General features: G+C 35.7%; 11 protein-coding genes and 1 riboswitch. Of the genes, 5 read left to right on the plus strand and 6 right to left on the minus strand.

What is annotated here, in order from left to right:
* Positions 1-145 precede the first annotated feature (145 nt).
* Positions 146-1,378, minus strand: coding sequence for a CAP domain-containing protein (locus RCG20_RS09620; protein WP_308184016.1), 1,233 nt, complete (start codon positions 1,376-1,378; stop codon positions 146-148).
* A gap of 295 nt (positions 1,379-1,673) precedes the next feature.
* On the opposite strand from RCG20_RS09620, the gene RCG20_RS09625 reads away from it, so the two are divergent.
* A complete protein-coding gene (locus RCG20_RS09625; RefSeq protein ID WP_308184316.1) occupies positions 1,674-3,554 on the plus strand; it encodes an LTA synthase family protein in 1,881 nt (626 codons plus the stop codon).
* Between the two features lie 474 nt (positions 3,555-4,028).
* Here the strand turns inward: RCG20_RS09625 and RCG20_RS09630 are convergent, their stop codons facing one another.
* Positions 4,029-6,371, minus strand: coding sequence for a bifunctional 2',3'-cyclic-nucleotide 2'-phosphodiesterase/3'-nucleotidase (locus tag RCG20_RS09630; RefSeq protein WP_308184017.1), 2,343 nt, complete (start codon positions 6,369-6,371; stop codon positions 4,029-4,031).
* 284 nt (positions 6,372-6,655) lie between these two features.
* Between RCG20_RS09630 and RCG20_RS09635 the strand changes: the two genes are divergently transcribed.
* Positions 6,656-7,588 (plus strand): polyisoprenyl-teichoic acid--peptidoglycan teichoic acid transferase TagU, encoded by a 933-nt coding sequence (locus RCG20_RS09635; protein WP_308184018.1) that lies wholly within the window; start codon positions 6,656-6,658, stop codon positions 7,586-7,588.
* Positions 7,589-8,040: 452 nt separating this feature from the next.
* On the opposite strand, the gene RCG20_RS09640 is transcribed toward RCG20_RS09635, so the two are convergent.
* Entirely contained in the window at positions 8,041-8,181 is a 141-nt protein-coding gene (locus RCG20_RS09640; RefSeq protein ID WP_308184019.1) for a hypothetical protein, read from the minus strand.
* 477 nt (positions 8,182-8,658) lie between these two features.
* Here RCG20_RS09640 and RCG20_RS09645 point away from each other — a divergent pair, with 477 nt between their 5' ends.
* Positions 8,659-9,162 carry a DUF3993 domain-containing protein gene (locus tag RCG20_RS09645; protein ID WP_308184020.1) on the plus strand — a complete coding sequence of 168 codons (504 nt, stop codon included), beginning with the start codon at positions 8,659-8,661 and terminating at the stop codon, positions 9,160-9,162.
* Between the two features lie 74 nt (positions 9,163-9,236).
* Here the strand turns inward: RCG20_RS09645 and RCG20_RS09650 are convergent, their stop codons facing one another.
* Positions 9,237-11,549, minus strand: coding sequence for a WD40 repeat domain-containing protein (locus tag RCG20_RS09650; RefSeq protein ID WP_308184021.1), 2,313 nt, complete (start codon positions 11,547-11,549; stop codon positions 9,237-9,239).
* Positions 11,550-12,143: 594 nt separating this feature from the next.
* A complete protein-coding gene (locus RCG20_RS09655) occupies positions 12,144-13,496 on the minus strand; it encodes a trypsin-like peptidase domain-containing protein (RefSeq protein WP_308184022.1) in 1,353 nt (450 codons plus the stop codon).
* Positions 13,497-13,692: 196 nt separating this feature from the next.
* Here RCG20_RS09655 and RCG20_RS09660 point away from each other — a divergent pair, with 196 nt between their 5' ends.
* A complete protein-coding gene (locus tag RCG20_RS09660; RefSeq protein WP_308184023.1) occupies positions 13,693-14,847 on the plus strand; it encodes a glucosaminidase domain-containing protein in 1,155 nt (384 codons plus the stop codon).
* Positions 14,848-15,088: 241 nt separating this feature from the next.
* On the opposite strand, the gene RCG20_RS09665 is transcribed toward RCG20_RS09660, so the two are convergent.
* On the minus strand, positions 15,089-17,677 hold the full coding sequence (locus RCG20_RS09665) for a hypothetical protein (protein ID WP_308184024.1): 2,589 nt from the start codon (positions 17,675-17,677) through the stop codon (positions 15,089-15,091).
* Positions 17,678-18,087: 410 nt separating this feature from the next.
* Positions 18,088-18,171, plus strand: a riboswitch (cyclic di-GMP riboswitch).
* 20 nt (positions 18,172-18,191) lie between these two features.
* On the opposite strand from RCG20_RS09665, the gene RCG20_RS09670 reads away from it, so the two are divergent.
* Positions 18,192-18,944, plus strand: coding sequence for a hypothetical protein (locus RCG20_RS09670; protein ID WP_308184025.1), 753 nt, complete (start codon positions 18,192-18,194; stop codon positions 18,942-18,944).
* Positions 18,945-19,248: the final 304 nt, after the last annotated feature.

Below are 19,248 nucleotides of genomic sequence, written 5' to 3' on the forward strand. Positions count from 1 at the left end.
TATTTCTATATCTATCAATCTATTATACGACAAAATCTACTACAATTTCCTCTATTTCGGCAATATTGGGATTTTATGCCCAATTTCCCCTGTTACCCCCATAAACAAAAAACCGCTCCCACTAGTAGCAGGCGCGGTTTGATTTTTAAGGAGTGAAAAAATCTTGGGTAAAATAAGGCACATTCGTGTTAGCTTGAAACTGTTCCCCCACCCCAACAAAAGTATAGTCGGAGTTTAATATATTTTCACGATGCCCAAGCGAATTCATAAAAGCTTCATGGGCAAAAATACTACTAGAATAACCCATCGCAATGTTTTCACCTGCTGTCCGATAGTAAATTCCTTCCGCTTTCATCCTAACGAACGGATCTTCACCCTTTAAATTGACATGATCAAAGAAGTGATTTACAGCCATATCAAGACTATGCTTTCGAGCAGCTGTTCTTTCCCTTTCATCCCATCCCAATGCTAAAAGTCCGTTAGTCACGCGTGCTGCATTGATTAGATCAAACATTTGCATTTCAAATGCTTGCTTCAGTGTACTGGATGGGATACCAAAACGGGCAGCCTTTCTATTTTCCATTGATTTGGATAGGATTTGAATTCCTGTTACCTTTCCTTGATTGTGTAGATCGTAAAAAATAGTAATATAAAAACCAGCTTGATCAAAAGTCTGCACGCCATTACTGTTGTTAAGAAGGTAATTCGTATTTCCCTTCACTATCCCTTTGATTGGGTTGCCTAGTGCATTTTTAACATCAGTACTGGTAGAACCGACATGAATATTTTTTACATAATAACGATCATCCATTGTAAACATACCAGCTACTTTATTATCCAAATAGCTTACCATGTAAAAATGATGGTACTGCTGATAGTAGGTGTACCAGTTAAGGTTGTACTCATTTAAAGAGGTTCTCTTTTCTTTCCCAAGCTTGGCTTCAACAGATCCTTTCAATTCATCCAACTGAATGCTAGCTTGACTACTTTCAATCGCCTGCTTTTTACAGGTTTGCTGTCCAAGCTTGACCTTTGAAGGAGTTTCATAGTTAATTCTGTCATCACGATCAACAAACAAGCCTCCACCAACACTAAGTTTTCCAGGCTTAAATGCGTATATGCGATACGTTTCCCCTTTTTTCAAAACCCGCGATGTTTCCTTTGTCTCCCCAGTCAATTTGTAGAGAGGTGTATTTTTCAAAATGGTTAATCTTCCAATTTGCGCAACTTTTAAATCACTTGAATCCCATTTGATCACAGTTTCAGGGCCAATACTACTGCAGAGTTCCTCCGCATGTGCTGATGTGACAGGTGTGAGTAAAAATAAAATACTGACAAGAGTGATACCTAAAAATATTTGTTTATAAACTCGCATCATAAATCCCTTCTATTCTTCCTAACTATTATTCTCACTAATATACCATTTCAATAAGAATTTTTCTTCTAAAAATAAACTTGAAACGCCTTCAATTTCCGGCTTATTTTTTAATTGAATATAACTTAGTATTTTCTAAAGAAACTCTGAATAATTGTCTTTACAATTGGAAGTTTTTTATGTAAAATTACTAAAATTGTCTAAATTTTTAAATCATTTACATATCATTCTTATTACATTTAGGAGTTCCGCTATGCTTACCTAAACTATCCTTCCAAATGAGGTGCAAAATAAGTTGGTGAATCTCCTTAAGAAAAACTATTTTTTTATTCTATTAATCAGTTTAATGACATTGCTTTGGACGTTAAAAAACATATTCTTTGTCCACGAAACTGAACTTGCTCCAAATAGGTTACTCATCTTTTGTTCCTCATTAGGTTTTAGTATTTTAGTAGCTAGTTTTCTGCTTTTTCGTTTCAAATGGATCGGCTATAGTCTAGCCGTTATTTTATATACATCCACGTCCTTTCTTTTCTATGCAGACATTGTCTATAACCGCTACTATCATGCGATCCTACGGATTGAACTGCTCTCCCAAGCAAAGCAACTGCACAAAATTAAGGATTCCATCTATTCACTTATCTATCATTCAGATATATGGTACTTGATGGATATCCCTATTATTATTCTTTTGATGTTTTTCTTTTTAAAAAAATGGCCTATTAAAAATGGAAAAATTGCCGGCGTCTCGTTATTTTCAGTTGGGGCCGGGATTATATTTGCTATTTCCTATTTTTCCCTACAGTTTACGTATTCAGATCAATATAAAGTTTCACTTACTGGCGTAATACCTGCACATGTATATGACCTTTCATGGAATATTTATAAACGAACATATATCAAACAGACATTTTTACAGGAGAATAACCTAGCCTCCATTCGCAAGGAGTTTACAGAAAAGCAGGAGATTCAAAAATCATCCCCCTACTTTGGAAAATTTAAAGGGAAAAATATCATTATGGTTCAGACCGAGGCGTTGAATGCCTTTCCAATTAATCTGAAAGTGGATGGGCAGGAAGTAACACCGAATTTAAATAAACTAATCCAAACAAGTCACTACTATCCAAATACGTATTTACAAATTGGGCGGGGAAATACCTCTGATGCTGAATTTGTCGCAAATAATTCACTTTATCCGATGGGGTATGTTGGGGCGTATAAAGGCTTCCCGAAGAATGACTATCTCTCCTTCGCCAACGTCTTAAATGATCTTGGTTATTCGACAAGTGCCACGCACGGAAATTCACCAGAGTTTTGGAACCGCTTAGAAGCATACAAGAAACAGGGATATAGTAAATTTTATTCTAAAGGCGATCCAGAAATTGTAGCGGATGAAATCATTGGATTAGGGATTTCTGATCGGAGTATTTTTAGACAGATGGCGCAGATATACAAGAAAGAGAATAAGCCTTTCTTTAACTTTATCATTTCACTTAGTAGTCACAGACCCTTTGTCCTTCCTGAAAAATATCAGCTCCTGCCGCTTCCTGAAAAAATGAAGAATACTTCAACCGGAAATTATTTGGAAAGCATTCACTATTTTGATGATTCGCTGGGGTATTTTATCGATCAATTAAAAGCAGAAGGAATTTGGGACGATACTATTCTTGTTGTTTATGGCGACCATTATGGCCCGCTTCCAATTGATGAAAAACAAATTAAAGATTTTCTAAATGTAGATTTTAATGAGAAAACTAGATTTAATATTCCATTAGTGATCCATCATCCTGGTGAGGAAAAAGGAGTTTTAAACGAAGGGGTAGGCAGTCAAATGGATATTTATCCTACCTTAACAGCTTTGTTAGGAATCAAAGAGCCGCTCGTTCAGCTCGGAACTTCCCTTGATGCCGATTATCATCAAATCGTTGGGTTTGCTTTTGAAACGACAAGATATTCATTCTATTCAGATGACTATGATTATATCGCCGCCCATCAAGGCGTTTTTGAATTAGGAACCTGCATCGACAATCATACGAAAAAGCCAACAGATGTCCAAAAATGCAAAAAAGGCTATGATTCCATTTTCAATGACATGCAAACCTCCACCTTTTTACTTGAAAATAATTGGATTGGAAAAATCTTTGAAAATGGGCCTGTTTTGGCGAATGGGAGGAATTAGTTTTTGGCGATTTTGCGCTAGATAACGGGTTCCGTTACCTAATAAGAAATTGCTATCTACAAACTACAAATCCCAGTGTTTTTTATAGTTGAAGATCTAAAGAGCCCAGTCAGTATAACTGGGCTTTTTCCCATTCCCATTAAAAGTAAGTGCCTAATTTAACTTATTACCTCCATTTTTCAGCCGCTAGGTTGCTAATTCGTCAAAATCACACTCTAAAAAAGCTTAACTATATGCATAGTTTGCCTTTATTTGCGTATCGAGCAGGTTTATTTGCGAAAAAACAAGTTTCTTTTGCGAAAACGCCTATTTCATTTGCGAAACAACTATTCATGGGGTTTTAAACCTATTTAATTTATTTATAAAATTTTGTAACTAAAATAATGTTGTTCTTTATCAAATTAAAACCCTAGTAAAATAGCAATATATAAAAGGCAGCATTCCTAAAATTAGGATTGCTGCCTTTTTGAATGATTATTCGTTAGCTTGAGCTAGTTTATCTTTTGAAGGGGTTTCATACTGTACATGACCCTTTAAATTTGTAATAAAGTGATCAGCACCTACTCCATATTGGCCACCATGGTTGCCAGTATAGTTATAAACACGGAAAGACTCACCCGCTTTTAAGACACGTACGAATACAAGCTTGTTGCCTTCGAGTTTCCAAAGGTTAATATCAACTGTAATCGTTACTCGGCCGATTTGACCTTTTTTCAAATGTTTCCCTTTCCAAAATACAGGTTTTTTTGGTATCTCTAAAGCACTTGGATGGAAAGAGTATTGTTCCCATGTTACATCATTCACTACCTGTGGACCAATGTCTTTAATATTTTTTGAGTCTGATACGAATGGAATTGCATCTGGTGAGGATCTGAATACTAATTTTGCATCATCACTAACTGGCGCGATTCCCCAGTTATTATCCGCTGTTGGATTTACTGTACCTTTTGACGTGATATAATCCATTAAAATTTGACGATTTTCAAATGGAGAGTCAACAACAATCGTTGCTTTTCCACCCTTCGTCCCAGGGAAGTTTCCTCCGCCACTTGCACGGTAGTTATTTGTTGCAACAATAAATTTCTGAGTTGGATTTATTGGTGTACCATCCATATTGGTAAAATTGATAATCCGGTGTGAATCAGCATTTGCAACATCACCAGAAGTATAGTTATATCTCGCTGGCTTTGTCACATCAATTTGATATCTTACACCATCAATTACATCAAAATTGTACGGTTGGAACCCGTAATCTATTAATTCTTGAGGGTCTGTAATGTTTGGATCAATTTGCTTAAATTGAGAAGCAGACATTTCTAACCATTCTTTTACCTCTGAACCTGTTAGCTCAACAGCTTTAAGGGTATTGTTATACAAATATAGGTCATTTGCGCTCTTAATAGAAAGATTGCCTTTTGTGATATTTGTATAATCACTCGTTCCTTGTCGGCCTGCTTTGAATGGTGCTCCAGCTGAAATGATTGGTATATTTTTAAGGTCTGGGCGATTTGCTTTAATCCATTTCTCAACGTAATCTAATTGTGCATTGTTTACAATCTGAATCGTCGGGTCGTCCATCACACGTGAAAAGTAACTGTACATCGGTGAAGTTGTCACACCAATTTTTCCACGAACATAGGCAAGTGTACCCTCATGAGCATCTTTTACGGCAGTAACAATTGCCTGATCCGGACCATCAACAGTCGATACCTTCGTTTTATCAGGAAGAGTTTTAGTAAGTGGTCTAAGAGTAGCTTTAGAACTTGCTACAGCCCATTTACCATTAACCTTTTGCAATTCAAGGTCCATTACACCTAAGTTATTCCCCCAAAATCCAGCTTCCATAGCTGGAACATTGTTGATATGGCCATCAACATTATCTATTCCTGTTTTATCAGAAAAAGATCCATCACCAGGGAAGTTTAAGTGAGCATGTCCAAAAAGAAGTGCATCAACACCTGCCACTTTACTTAACGAGTACACAGCATTTTCTGCATCCTCTTGTCCTGCCGCTGCAATATCACAACCAGAGTGTGCTATTGCTACAATAATGTCAGCTCCAGCCGCCTTCATTTCAGGGATAAATTTATTGGCAGTTTTAACAATATCTTTTGTAATCACTTTTCCAGATAAATTGTCTTTATCCCACTGCATAATTTGCGGTGGTGCAAACCCAATAACCCCAATCTTTATGGTTTGTTCGTTTCCATTCTGGTCTTTTACTACTTTATTAAGGATTTCGTATGGTTTGAAATAATTTTTGTCATTCGAAGGGTTGTTGTCGTGATCATCTTTGTAAATGTTTGCATTAACGATTTTGTAAGGGGCCTCTTGGAGTGCGTTCGTTAAATAGTCTAAGCCATAATTGAATTCGTGGTTTCCTACAATACCAGCATCATATTTTAATAGGCCCATCGCTTTAAACATGGGATGTACTTCTTTAGGTCCTAATTTCTTAACCTTTGCCACGTAGTCGGCCATCGGGTTCCCTTGTAATAAGTCCCCCGCATCAAATAACATAGAGTTTTGTTCAAATGTTGGACTGCTTGAATCATTTGAGTTGATTTTATCCGCCCTTGCTTGCTTGATCAGTTGAGCTGTTCTATCAAGCCCGTAGTCAATGGTTGGGGCATCCTTGTAATAATCATAATCCATAACGTTGTCATGTAAATCGGTGGTTTCTAAAATACGAAGCTTAACAGTACTAGAATTTACAACATCTGCATAAGTAACAATAGGAGCTGCTTGAGGAACAATCAACCCGCATGCAAGTGCAAAACCTGCAAACGCTTTCACTTTATTCATCTTTTTTACCAAAAAAATCCGTCCTTTCATAGTGGAATTTTTTTAAAAATAGGAAACAAATCAATAATACCATACAATCTTTTCCAAGGAAAATTTTAAGAGGTGACAGGCACCCTCCATAAAATGTAATCTAGTAAATTATAATTTTTGTCGAATTGTGACCATTTAATTCTAAACTTGAAATATATGGAACACTTGTAGACTATTGTCCTAATTTATTATAGGCAAGTAATTTGAAATTTGGTATTCTATATTATAGTATTCAAACTTTGTCAATATCGGAGGCTTATTTTTACATGAGGGCTGAAATGAGAAAGAAAAAACGAATCTTGTTACGAGTAATAGGAATTTCACTTTTACTTGTACTAATTGGCGCTGGAGTATATGGCTTCTCCGTTTATAAATCGTTAACTAAAGCAGTCGATACAATGCACCAACCTATTGATCGACAAAAGTCCGAAAAAAGGCCTGAACAAGTGACGTTGACGAGAAAACAGCCCTTCTCTATTTTAATGCTTGGAGTCGATGAGCGAAAAGGAGACAGTGGTCGGTCAGATACAATGATTGTTCTGACTGTTAATCCAAACCTAAACACTGTAAAAATGCTAAGTATTCCTAGGGATACTCGCACTGATATTATTGGAAAAGGCAAAGAAGATAAAATAAATCATGCCTATGCCTTCGGTGGTGTCGACATGTCTGTAAAAACAGTTGAAAATTTCCTTAATATTCCAATTGACTATTATATGAAAATTAATATGGAAGGATTTAGGGATATCGTAGATGCTGTTGGTGGAGTGAACGTAACGAATGATATTAATTTTAATTATGATGGGAACCATTTCCCCAAAGGACAACTAACCCTTAATGGCCAAGAGGCATTAGATTTTTCTAGAATGAGGCACGATGATCCTCGTGGAGATTTTGGCCGTCAATTGAGACAGCGTGAAATCATTCAAGCTGTCCTTGATAAAGGAGCGAGCTTTACTTCTCTTACGAAATATAACGCCATTTTTACAGCACTTAGCAGTAATGTTAAAACCAATTTGCTTTTCGATGAAATGGTGGATATACAAAAAAACTATAAAGAAGCCAGTAAGAATATTGAACAATTAGCGATTGAAGGCAAAGGAACAATGATGGATGGAATCTACTATTTAATTATCTCTGATGAGGAGAAGGCAAAGGTTCAGAATGAATTGAGGACACATTTGGAATTAGCTAAATAACGTGTAAGTATGAATATAACCGTTCTTCCTATTGTAGGAGGAGCGGTTATTTGATGCTCTTTTCAGTAGAAATAGGTTGTTTGTAGAGCTGACAATTGGTTTACTTATGGAGTGCCAAACTGCAAATAACTTGTGAAGTCGTATGTTTTCCACACCATTCTATTCACGGGAAAATTCACATAAGATTTTGGCCTTCCTAGACTTGATGAAGGACTTTTTCTTGTAGCTCGACCGAGTTTGGGCCTTCATTGCCTTGATGAAGGACCTTTTTCTTGTTGCTCAACCGATTTTGGACCTTCATAGCCTTGATGAAGGCCTTTTTCTTGTTGTTCAACCAAGTTTGGGCCTTCATAGCCTTGATGAAGGACCTTTTTCTTGTTGCTCAACCAATTTTGGGTCTTCATAGCCTTGATGAAGGACCTTTTTCTTGTTGCTCAACCAAGTTTGGGCCTTCATCGCCTTGATGAAGGACCTTTTTCTTGTTGCTCAACAGAGTTTGGGCCTTCATTGCCTTGATGAAGGACCTTTTCTTGTTGCTCAACAGAGTTTGGGCCTTCATTGCCTTGATGAAGGACCTTTTTCTTGTTGCTCAACAGAGTTTGGGCCTTCATTGCCTTGATGAAGGACCTTTTTCTTGTTGCTCAACAGAGTTTGGGCCTTCACCCCTTAAAGCAACTGGAAATTAGATTGAAAAAGAGTATTAAAGTTGTAGTAATATTTTCCTCGTATCCATTCACATGATAAAGCACAACAAATTCTTACCCTCTAAAATTTTTATTAACCTGGTGAGTTACCTTGTTTAGAAATAAACTCCATTAAAAGTAAACCCGTTACAATTTTCCCCCATTTTTTTAATCCAAATCTTAATCGAACCCCATTATACTAAGGTATTTCTTCTATTAGATCAAACGTTTGACCAACTACTACTTTTGACATATTCTTATAAACTTTTACATAAACCGACAACAAAGTAACTATACCCCACACTGAGTATCTCAAAAAACAAGAATAAAATAGGATAACAAAAAATAAGATAATAGTAATGAAGAAAAAAGGTGGGGTACTGATAAATGAAAAGGCTATTTAGTGCTTTTTTCGTAATGATCCTATTATTCTCTTTTTTAACGACAGCAAGTGCATCGACTCCAGAGCCAAGTCGAACCCAAGTACATGTCCTACTAAATAACGCAAGTGCAACTCAAGGTAAACTCTGTTGTTGGAATCCTTATTCTAAAACAGCTGTTTCCAAGGCATTAAACAAGTATTTTACCAATGGATTCATTGATACATTTTTTTCTGAAAGAATGGAGTTTTATGGCATAGGGAAAAGTGGGCTCTTGTATAATACGATTCTACCAACTGATAATATGTTTATGTTCCTTACAGATTTTAGTTGGAGTAGCGATACAAAAGTAAGCTATTTGAGGGCTGGTAAATATAAATACATTAGGATTTCTGAATTTGTTTATAATGAAATGGATGGGAACAACACGTATACCGTTACACTAATAAAAGCTATTGATTCGGCCCAACCGTATAAGATTCTTTCCATTGATAGAGCATACGAGGAATAATACCAATAGAAAAACGAACCTCTCTAATGAGGTTCGTTTTTCTATTGGAAATTTACTGGATGGTGCCTGGCACCCTACTTAACTGGATACATATAAAAGTTAGCTAAATTTTTATAGTAAAGGTTTCCTTGGGCATCTTGTTCTACATTGTATGCTCCGCTTTCAAGTAGGTTCTTATAGCTCATGTCAGCAGGATTTAGTTTGAATAGTCGACCTTCGATTGTTCCATAAATAAAGCCATCCTTACCTACTAGTAGCTTCGCGTTGCCAAAACGTCCCGAGATTCCATTCAGCATTTTAACTGTTCTGAATGAATTATTTACCGGATCATAAGAAAAAATGGTGCCATCCGCCGCGCCCCATATATTCCCATCCGGCCCTTTTATTAAGGACATTACCAATGAAGCATTGACGATTGGTAATGGAATCAATTCTTTTTCACTAGGATTCTGTGGATCAAATCGAAAGAATTTTGCACCATCATTTGCTTTTTGATAGTTAGCATGAATCGAGGATCCCCCATATATTTTTGTATCATCAGGAAGTAACGTAATGATACTTTGATTAGGAATATAATCCTCATATGCCTGGTATTGATTTGTAGTTAAATCGTAATCTAGTAAAAGTCCACCTTTTGTAGAGGTTTGTGGATATGTACCTGCGAAAAGATGATTATTGTAGCTTGTTAAAGCTGGTATTCTTTCTTGGCCTAATTTATCCAGAGAAATCAACTCTTTAACGGATGTTTGGTTCCATGGTTCGTTCGGGCTTACTTCCAATAATCTTGCCCTTGGATAGCCCCCAGCATATATTTTTCCATTTACAAAAATGGCACTTTCTAATTGATTAATCCCACTCAATTGGATGCTTTTCTTCTTAACCGTATCATATTGAGTAAGCCCACCTGTCATATATCCATTTACATATATGTACTTTTTATCAGGATCAGAAAAGATTGAATATAAATTTACTGGTTGCGTTGGAAACGTAGCTTTTTTTATTTTCAATTGATTTGTGACTGGGTTATAAAGATAATAGGTTCCATTGTTATCGATTAAGCCTGTTAAAATAGATTGGGATGGATCATCTTTTAGATTTATAAAATCAAGAGACAACGCATTAGCTTTACCTGGAAGGGACGCATTTGTATTTCTACTTGTGCCGTTATTCAGGTCGTAACCGTAAAAATTCCCTTGATAGGTATAATAAAATTCATTTGTTTGCTCATCTTTTGGCGAAAACCCTCGTGAATCAACATCAAATTCATTTAGAAATGCTCCCGTTGAAAAACTATAAATATTACCCTTATGGGATGGATAAAATTTGACGGCTAAATAGTTGTCAATCAGTTTCATTTTCTCTACATATGATTCACTTTGATAGTTTTCTGTTGGCAATGTGACTTTGAAATTATTATTTAGGTCCCAAATTAATAGATCTTCCGTTGGGCCGCTGCTTACATACAAATACTGATTATTTGGATCAACAACTAAGGACTTTGCATAACTCTTCCCAACAACCGTCGACAAGGTACGCTCCTTTTTCTCTGTTTTTTTATTAAAAACAAAAACGTTTGCTCCATAGGCAGTTGACCCATATACATATTGATCATTAACCGTTAAATCCTGAATCGAGGTGTCGGATTGATTCTCCATCATATCTCCAAAGTCTTTAAGCTGATCTGTATTCGGATTATAGCTATATAACTCACCTCTCGTGGTCCCACCGATCCAGAGAGTTCCATCTCGATCAACATCAAGCCCCCATGCACTTGTGGAGTTTTGCAATGGATAAACGCCTCGAACTTGGTTCGTATTCAAATCAACCACTGCAAGTGAGGCAGGTGTTCCGTGAAGAATTACATATAAATAAGCATTCCCGTTCTGATCCATACCCGCCTTAGATGCCATCGTACTAAGATTGAACACCTGAGGTCCTAAATCTTTAGGCTGAATCGCAGGAATTGTAGGAGTGGTCGGCACTCCGTTACCCTGATCATCATCATCCTTAGAAGTGCCATTCGAACATGCGAGATCCTGTAATTTTTGTTTTGAAGGAGTTTTATAGCTTATCAAGGAGTCACGTTTTACATAATAGCCGCCGCCTACCCCCAAATAATCCTCCTTAAAAGTATAAATTCGGTATGTATTCCCCTGTGATAATAGTTTTTCTTGAATAGGATTACTACCGACAAAATGATAAAGTGGTGTATCCTTCACAATAGACAGCTTGCCAATCTGTCCAGAAGACATTGAAACTCCATCCCAATTAATCTGTTGCCCAAGTTTAATTCCCTGACAGCTTGCATCTACATCTGCATTTGCACTCATTGGTAGTAATGAAAATATAATTAATGCCGTCATAAATAAATACATCATTCGTTTCAAGCTGCATCACTCCAAAGATTGTTTTTCATCATAAAACTTCCTCAAAAAAAATAAACGCTCAAAGTCTACTAAAGCGCCATAAAAGGAAAATATTTTCTATTATACCATAATAATAGTTATATAGAGCGGTATTATTTTGAAAAAAAATCCATATTTGGTATTAACTTTGGAATCGTACTGGTAATTGAAGGAATTCAGAGAAATCAAAATTAGCCACATCTACTATAATTAAGGCATTTGGATGGATAGATAGAAACAAAAGATTCGGAATGAATCGGCTTGCTGACGGCTCAACAGAAATATGATTTGAAAGACATTATACCCTAAATTTCTCAGGACAAATTGGTAATAAATCGTTATTAAATCAAGCAATTATCTCTATTAAATCAAACGTTTGATTTAATACAATCTTCGACAATTCCAATTCAATTACTACAAAAGGTGTCAAAGACAGAGGCTGGCTATAAGCCATGGAATGTTAACAAAAAGGAAAAGCCCTGTAGTATTTTCTCTCTACAGGGCCTTTCAACATTCCAAGCATTTGTTGGTCATCTATTGGGTAGTACAGGCAGTTTCCCCTGGATTATAGATACTCTATTTGAATTCAACATATCCCATATAATTATTTTTATTCCAACTTAGTTTACTATCTGAGTATGCATAAAACCCTACGTAATAAGTACCTGGACTTAGATCCTTGTCTAGTTCACTAAAATAACAATTATCAGCATTTGAGAAGTTATTATCTGATGTAATAATCTCGTTCCCATCCTTGTCATAGAGGGTTACGCCAAGATCACTACTTAAGCTTGCATCTTCAGTAGTAGCAGTAACTGAAATCGTTTTATTTTCAGTTAAATTGATCATAAATAGATCCATATCATTTATATCAGATACGCTTCCATAAATATCATTTTCTAAGTTTACAAGAGGGTCAGCATTATCTAGATATCCATTATCTTCTTGCTCATCAACCTCTCCTTTTCCACTAAGCGGAGGGTATATCTTACGATTCAAGTCTAGTAAATTTGTGTTATTATTCGTTTTTAATGCTTTTAATTTATTAATAGGAATAGCCAAATTCATATTTTGACCATCTATAAGGCTTGCTACTACAACACCTATCACTTTCCCATTTTGGTTAACAAGCGCTCCTCCACTATTTCCGGGAGAAATTGGTGCACTTGTTTGAATTCTTGTCACCTTTTCTACTGGAATCGAGGTATTACTAATAATCCCTTCAGTCATGGTGTTTTGAATTCCAAGAGGGCTCCCTAAGGCATAGACCTTTTCACCGGTTGAAATTTTAGTTGAATCACCCAATTCAGCCACAGACAAATTATTTGGACCATCTATCTTTACTATCGCTAAATCTTCTTTTTCATCATAGCCTAGTACCTTGCTTGTTTTATAAGATTTTCCATCTGATAATTTAATTTTTACATATTGTCCTAAACTTATATCATTGATTACATGTAAATTGGTCGCAATCTTACCATCTTTGCTTATGATAATACCACTACCCGAACTAACTAGCTGATTATGCTGATTATATAGCTCAATATAAACAATACTTGGATTCACCTTTTTAAATATTCCTTTTGAATCGTAAACTCTTTCAACTACTGTAATTGTAGCGACCACTTTGAGTTTGGTTTTAGGAATATAAGCTGTTATCTTAGCAGCACCAGTAGTTATACCTTTAACATTTCCTGTTTTATCAACTGTGGCAATTTTAGAATTACTAGACTGCCATAAAACCTTTTTTTTATTTATACTTGATGTAATAACTTGGAGATTTTTCACATCTCCAATATGGATAGTTGCTTTTTGTTCTTTAAGTTTAAATGTATTATCTGCTGCTAAAACGGAGGATGATGTATAAAACATACTAAATACCATTACTGATAATAAAACTAAAAATCGAAATTTTTTAACATTAATCATACTTTTTCCCCTTTTTCTCTAGAATGTTTCCATTTTAACTCAAAGTAGGTAAAATAATCTAGCATTTTCCAAGCTATTCCTTGTAAATATATAGAATTCTATGAAATCAAAGCTCCTAGATCCTTACTCTTTAGCAATGAGCTATTCTAAAAAGTAGTATAATAGAGGCATCCAATTTTAAGGAGCATATACGTACATGAAAAAAATTTTTATTACAATTATTGCATTTGTGTTAGTTACCACAGGAATCGATCTATTTTCACAAGAAAATGCTTTTGCTGAATCAAACCCAGTGCCTATTTCAGGGGCTTCTACATTAACCTCAAAGCAAATAGGAGATTACGTACTATTACATAATGAGAATCCAAAATTAATAGGAGTAAATATTTACAGATTAGCAGATTTGTATCTTTCTCTTGGTCGCATTGAAGGGATAAGAGGAGATATTGCCTTTGCACAGGCTGTTCATGAAACGGGCTATTTTGCTTTTGGCAAGGATGTTTTACCTGAGCAAAATAACTATGCAGGAATTGGTGCAGTAGGCGGGGGCTTTCAGGGAGCCTATTTTACAACTCCTGAAGAAGGAGTGCGTGCTCAAATCCAACATCTGAAAGCATATGCAAATATGGATCCATTGCTATCAGAAAAAGTAGATCCCCGATTTGATTATGTAAAAAGGGGAATCGCTCCCTATTGGACAGATCTAAATGGCAAATGGGCAGTTCCCGGAGATTTCTACGGTGAAAGTATTCTCGCTATTTACAACGAAATGAAAGCGATCCAGCTAACGATCCCAAATGTTGACAATGACGTCACACACGATTTGCCTATCGCCACCTTATCTTTGAAATATGATCGCCCATTATTGAGCCCTGCTGGCCAAGTCTCTAGAATTCTCAAACGAGGCTACTCCTATAAGATTTATGGAACTCTAGGAAACAATTATAATCTTGGCGGCAACTATATCGTTAAAGCTGATAGCAGTAAAATGAATGTGTTCATCGGAAGACTGTATATTCCTGATAATCTAGGAGTATTATACAAGCCTGACGGGACGAAACATCGCAACCTAACAGTAGGAGAAACCATTAGAGTGTATAGCTATGATGATACTGCCTATAATGTTGGCGGCGGTTATTTTATAAAAAAAGATCCACATCTTTCCCTTTATAAAGGGATCGTCACTGTTACTTCTGATAGCACCTTGTTTAACGCTTCAGGTGAAATAGTTAAGACACTGACAAAGGGTCAACAGTTTAGAGTCTATAATCTAAAAGATAAAAGGATGGAAGTCGGCGGCGGGCTTTACATTCTTTTTGATAAAAATAAAAATGGTTATGTGAATCTATAACAGTAGAACGGAATTACGGTCGCTGAAACCTTTCCTTCTTCCCAATATATTCTACAAATAAATTTTAATAATAGGAAAACCACTCTTTTTCACAGAGTGGTTTTCTTAGCTTTTAGAAGGTAAATTGTAGATCTTTTATAACTGCTACCATGTATAGTCTCAATTCCGGTTAAATAGCAATATAAGCATATAAGAAAAGACCTATCACATAATGTAATAGGTCTAAAGCATTGTTCAAAAATTATTTTACTAAAGCACCGTTAGCATCTGTTAATACCAATTGAGTAGCTTTAACTGTTACTACTGGAGTAGCAGCTGGAGCATTAACTAATGAGAATTTAACTTGTTTAGTATTTCCAGATACAGCCACAAGATCACTAACATCAGCAGCCGTTAATGCATTACCATTTACAGTTACAGCAAAAGCATCAAGAGCGTTTGTTGTAGCTGGAACAGTCACATCTTCATTGAAAGTTACATATACATCAGTACCTAATACTTGTACATTTGTAACAGTAGCAGATGTGTTATCTTTAACAACTACATCAGAGTTAGCTGTATTGATAACATTTCCTACTTTATCAGCTACACCAGAAACTGTAAGGACTGCACTTGCACCAGTAATTTGGTTACCAATGTTGATTGAGTTAGCTGGAAGTACAATATCTACAGTTGTTTTAGCTGTGCTAGTGAAATAAATTTCAGTTCCTACAGGTAAAGATTTACCATCTAATTTGTAGTTTGCAAGATTCAATGCTGATGAAGAAACTTCTTCGTTATATGCTACTTCAAATACATTTGTTCCTGCATTTGTTACAGCAGCAGTTGGTTTTGTTGTATCAGCACTTGTTGTTGGAGCACCAACAGTGAATGTTGAAGTTACAGCAGCTGATTTATTACCATATGCATCTGTGAAGAAACCGGCTGGGATAGAAACTGTATAAGTTCCTGCATCAAGAACAACATCAGTAGCTTTTGTATCAACCTGGTATGTTTTAACATCGTCAGTTTTTAAAGCTGTCTCAGCATCAACAACAGGAATTTTCACTCCATCAGTATTTTTAATAACAATATTTGCAGTTGAGCCAGCAACAGTTAAGTTTTCATCAAATTTAAATTCTAATTTTTTATTATCAGAAGAAACTTGAGATGAAACAAAAGCTGGAGCTGTAACATCTTTATTAAAAGTTACACTAGTGTTGAATAGGTCATTCGTATTTCCAGGAGTTGCAGTATCAGTCATAGCACCTGCTGCAACATATAACGTAAATGACTCACTTGTTGAAGTACCAGAAGTGAATAATCCAGCAACAGTTAAAGTATATGTTTTTCCAGTTGTATCAGTTACATCTTTAGTCAATGTTACAGGAGTTTGAGTTGCACCTGTTTGTAATGTAGCAGCAACAGTTGATGAAGTAATTGCTTCGCTAAGCGTTACTTTTGCAGTGTTTTGTCCAGTTACTTGTACACCAACAACTTGTGGTTTAGCTTTATCAGCAGATGGAGCAATAACAGTACCGTTATAAAGTGCCATTTCATTTGCAGCAACAGATGCATCTTTTGCACCAGCAACATATAAAGTTGCAGTTGCGCTATCAGCTAAATTGTAAGTTACATCCACTTTATTTGTAGCATCACCTTGGGCAATAGCTGTAACAGGAGTACCGTTTACACGGACAACTGTTGGTAATTGACCAACTGGTTCTGAAAATTCAAGAGTAATTTTTCCATTTGCATATGAAGTACCTACAACTTCTGGTTTAACTTCATCAGTATAAGAAAATACTTGACTGTATTTTTCAGTTTTAACTACATTTCCGTCTGCATCTTTCTTAGGAGTTGCAATTGGATTTACAACAACAACTTGGTCATTTCCTTCTACATCTCCAGCAAATGTTAGAGTTACTGATTTCTTATCTTCGGAAAGAACAGCAGAAGTTGGGTTTACACCATCTAAAGAATATAATACTGTTTCAGAAGCATCATTTGCTACAGTAGCATCAGATGTTAATTCAGTATTGAATTTAACAACGATAGTTTTAGTGTTAATTGCACTAACTTTTTCAACCATCGGAGTTTTAGTAGCTTCATAAGCAGCAACTGCAGCAGTAGCTTTAGCTGTTAAATCAGCTTTGAAAGTTGCAGTAACGGATGGTAAGAATTTATTAATTTGATCAACAGCAGCTTTTGCTACATCTAAATTACCAGCAGCAATTGCAGCTTTTACAGCGTTTACTTTTGCAGCAACTGTTACATCAAACTGCATTACATCGCGAAGTGCCTGAGCGTCAGCTTTGAATGATGAACGAAGAAGTTCACGTGTTGATTGACCATATACGCGGTCTAAGATAACAGTTCTTACTTTTAATTGATAAGAGATTTCATTGTAATATTTTTGAACATCAGCCATGTTTTTAGCATCAATTGCAGTTTGAAGAGCTTCTTCGTTAGCTTTAAGATTTTGAACTGCATAGTTGTATGCGTCGATGTAAGGAACAACGCGGTCAGTTAGGTATGTTTTGTAGTTAGAATCTAACTTAGCAAGATAAACATCTTTTTGTGTTCCACCAGCTTTAATAACGATAGCCTTTGCATTTGTATAAGCAGCTTTTGCTACGTTGTACTGTTTGTAAACAGCATTAATGTCAGCAAAATTACCTGTTGCAGTTACATCTCCATATGTATGGTATGCTTTTTGCATTTGCATAACAGCTTGATCGACAGTTGTAACTACACTGCTAGCTGCGTTTGATTGTAATGGTGCAGCTGCAACGAATGCTGAAGCAGCAACTGCAGAAGCTGCAGCAATTTTAATAGCTTTCTTTTTCATAAGTATGTGTTCCCCTCTCAAAATAAAAAATAAAATCTAGATATCTTTATACTTCACAAATATTCAGAATCTATTAGTCTTACATTTAAAAGTATACTCGTAATTAATCATTTCCATAAGACTCCAAATAATGGTTATTTTATTACCAATTTATTCTTATCTTATGGCAAGAAAGACAGGCCCCTTGTCCTCTAACGAACTGAATAACATTTTTTGTGTTGAGTAGAAAGGCAATATGAATCATGTAAAAGTAGCAAACAAATGCACCTCTCTTTTTAACGAAGTATGTTTGTCTATGGGTGAATAACTTATTTTAGTAGATATGAAAAATAAATTTCTGAATAATTCTGTTAAAAACTACTAAACAGGACTACTTTCCTATTAACAAATCAATTTAAAATAGAGTAATATAGTTATAAAGGTACAATCAGGGAAACCTGGTGTCACAAAGCTATCGGGGCTAAGGATTTTATCTATGCCAGCCAGCTGCCCTACCATAAAAGGAGGAAAAGAAATGAAGACAAAATTAGGTACAAAAGTTTTAACGGGTTTATTTGCATTTGCCCTGATCTTGGGTACAGCTTCTTTTGCAAGCGCAAAAGGTCCTGACAAAGGAACAGCTGATCAGAAAAAACAAGCACAACCTATTTTGGATAAAAAGGTTGATGAACAAAAAACTATTTCTAGTGATAAGAAGTCGGTAGAAGAACAAACAGGCAAAACTGAAAATAAAAAAGGTACAAGCAAAAAAGAAACAAAGAAAAAGGACACTATTACCTCTAAGGCTGGAACAGCAGTTGAAAAGCGCCTAACTTCTAGTGAAACTGCAATAAAAAATATTACTCATTCAATCAATTCATACTTTGGTGTAAGTGAAGATGGAACTACAGATAAAGATTTAAGTAAAAAGGTTGCCGATTCTAAATATAATAGTTTTAAAGGAAAACTTAATGCTGAGATTAATAAACTTCAAGCTATTGACAAGCAACTCTCATCAAATAAGAAAAAATACAAATCAGTAACAGAAATCGATGCATTAGTGGCAAAATCGCAAGAACTTCAACAATTAGCTTTGGATGAGATTGATCGTGTTAAAGCATTAGCAGTTGAAGCTTCTGCTCCAAAATCAGATGATGGAACTGGCGAAACAACAACACCTGGAGATACAACAACTCCAACTGGGACTACTGACCCAACAACTGGCACTACTGATCCGACAGCAGGGACCACTGATCCGACTGCAACACCAACAGTACCAGCAGTTTAATTAAAAATTGAATAACTAACAAAAACAAGCTACCATTCTAAATTAAAATGGCGGCTTGTTTTTTTTTTGAAACTTCTTTGGAATAAATTTGCTTGAGTACTGGATGGGGTTATATATCTTGTTGGCCTTGCTCCATATAAGATTTATGAATTGGTTGGAAAGGCAATAAAAGCTACCAGAGATTCAACCTTAAATGCGGTCTCCTTTCGTTCATACACTATTCTCACGTGTAACTTGTATCAACAAAAATTACGTCCTGAATGGGCAATGGATTATGTAAAATTAACAAAAAATAGTATTAAGA

Source organism: Neobacillus sp. PS3-40 (genome assembly GCF_030915485.1).
Classification (GTDB): domain Bacteria; phylum Bacillota; class Bacilli; order Bacillales; family Cytobacillaceae; genus JAUZPL01.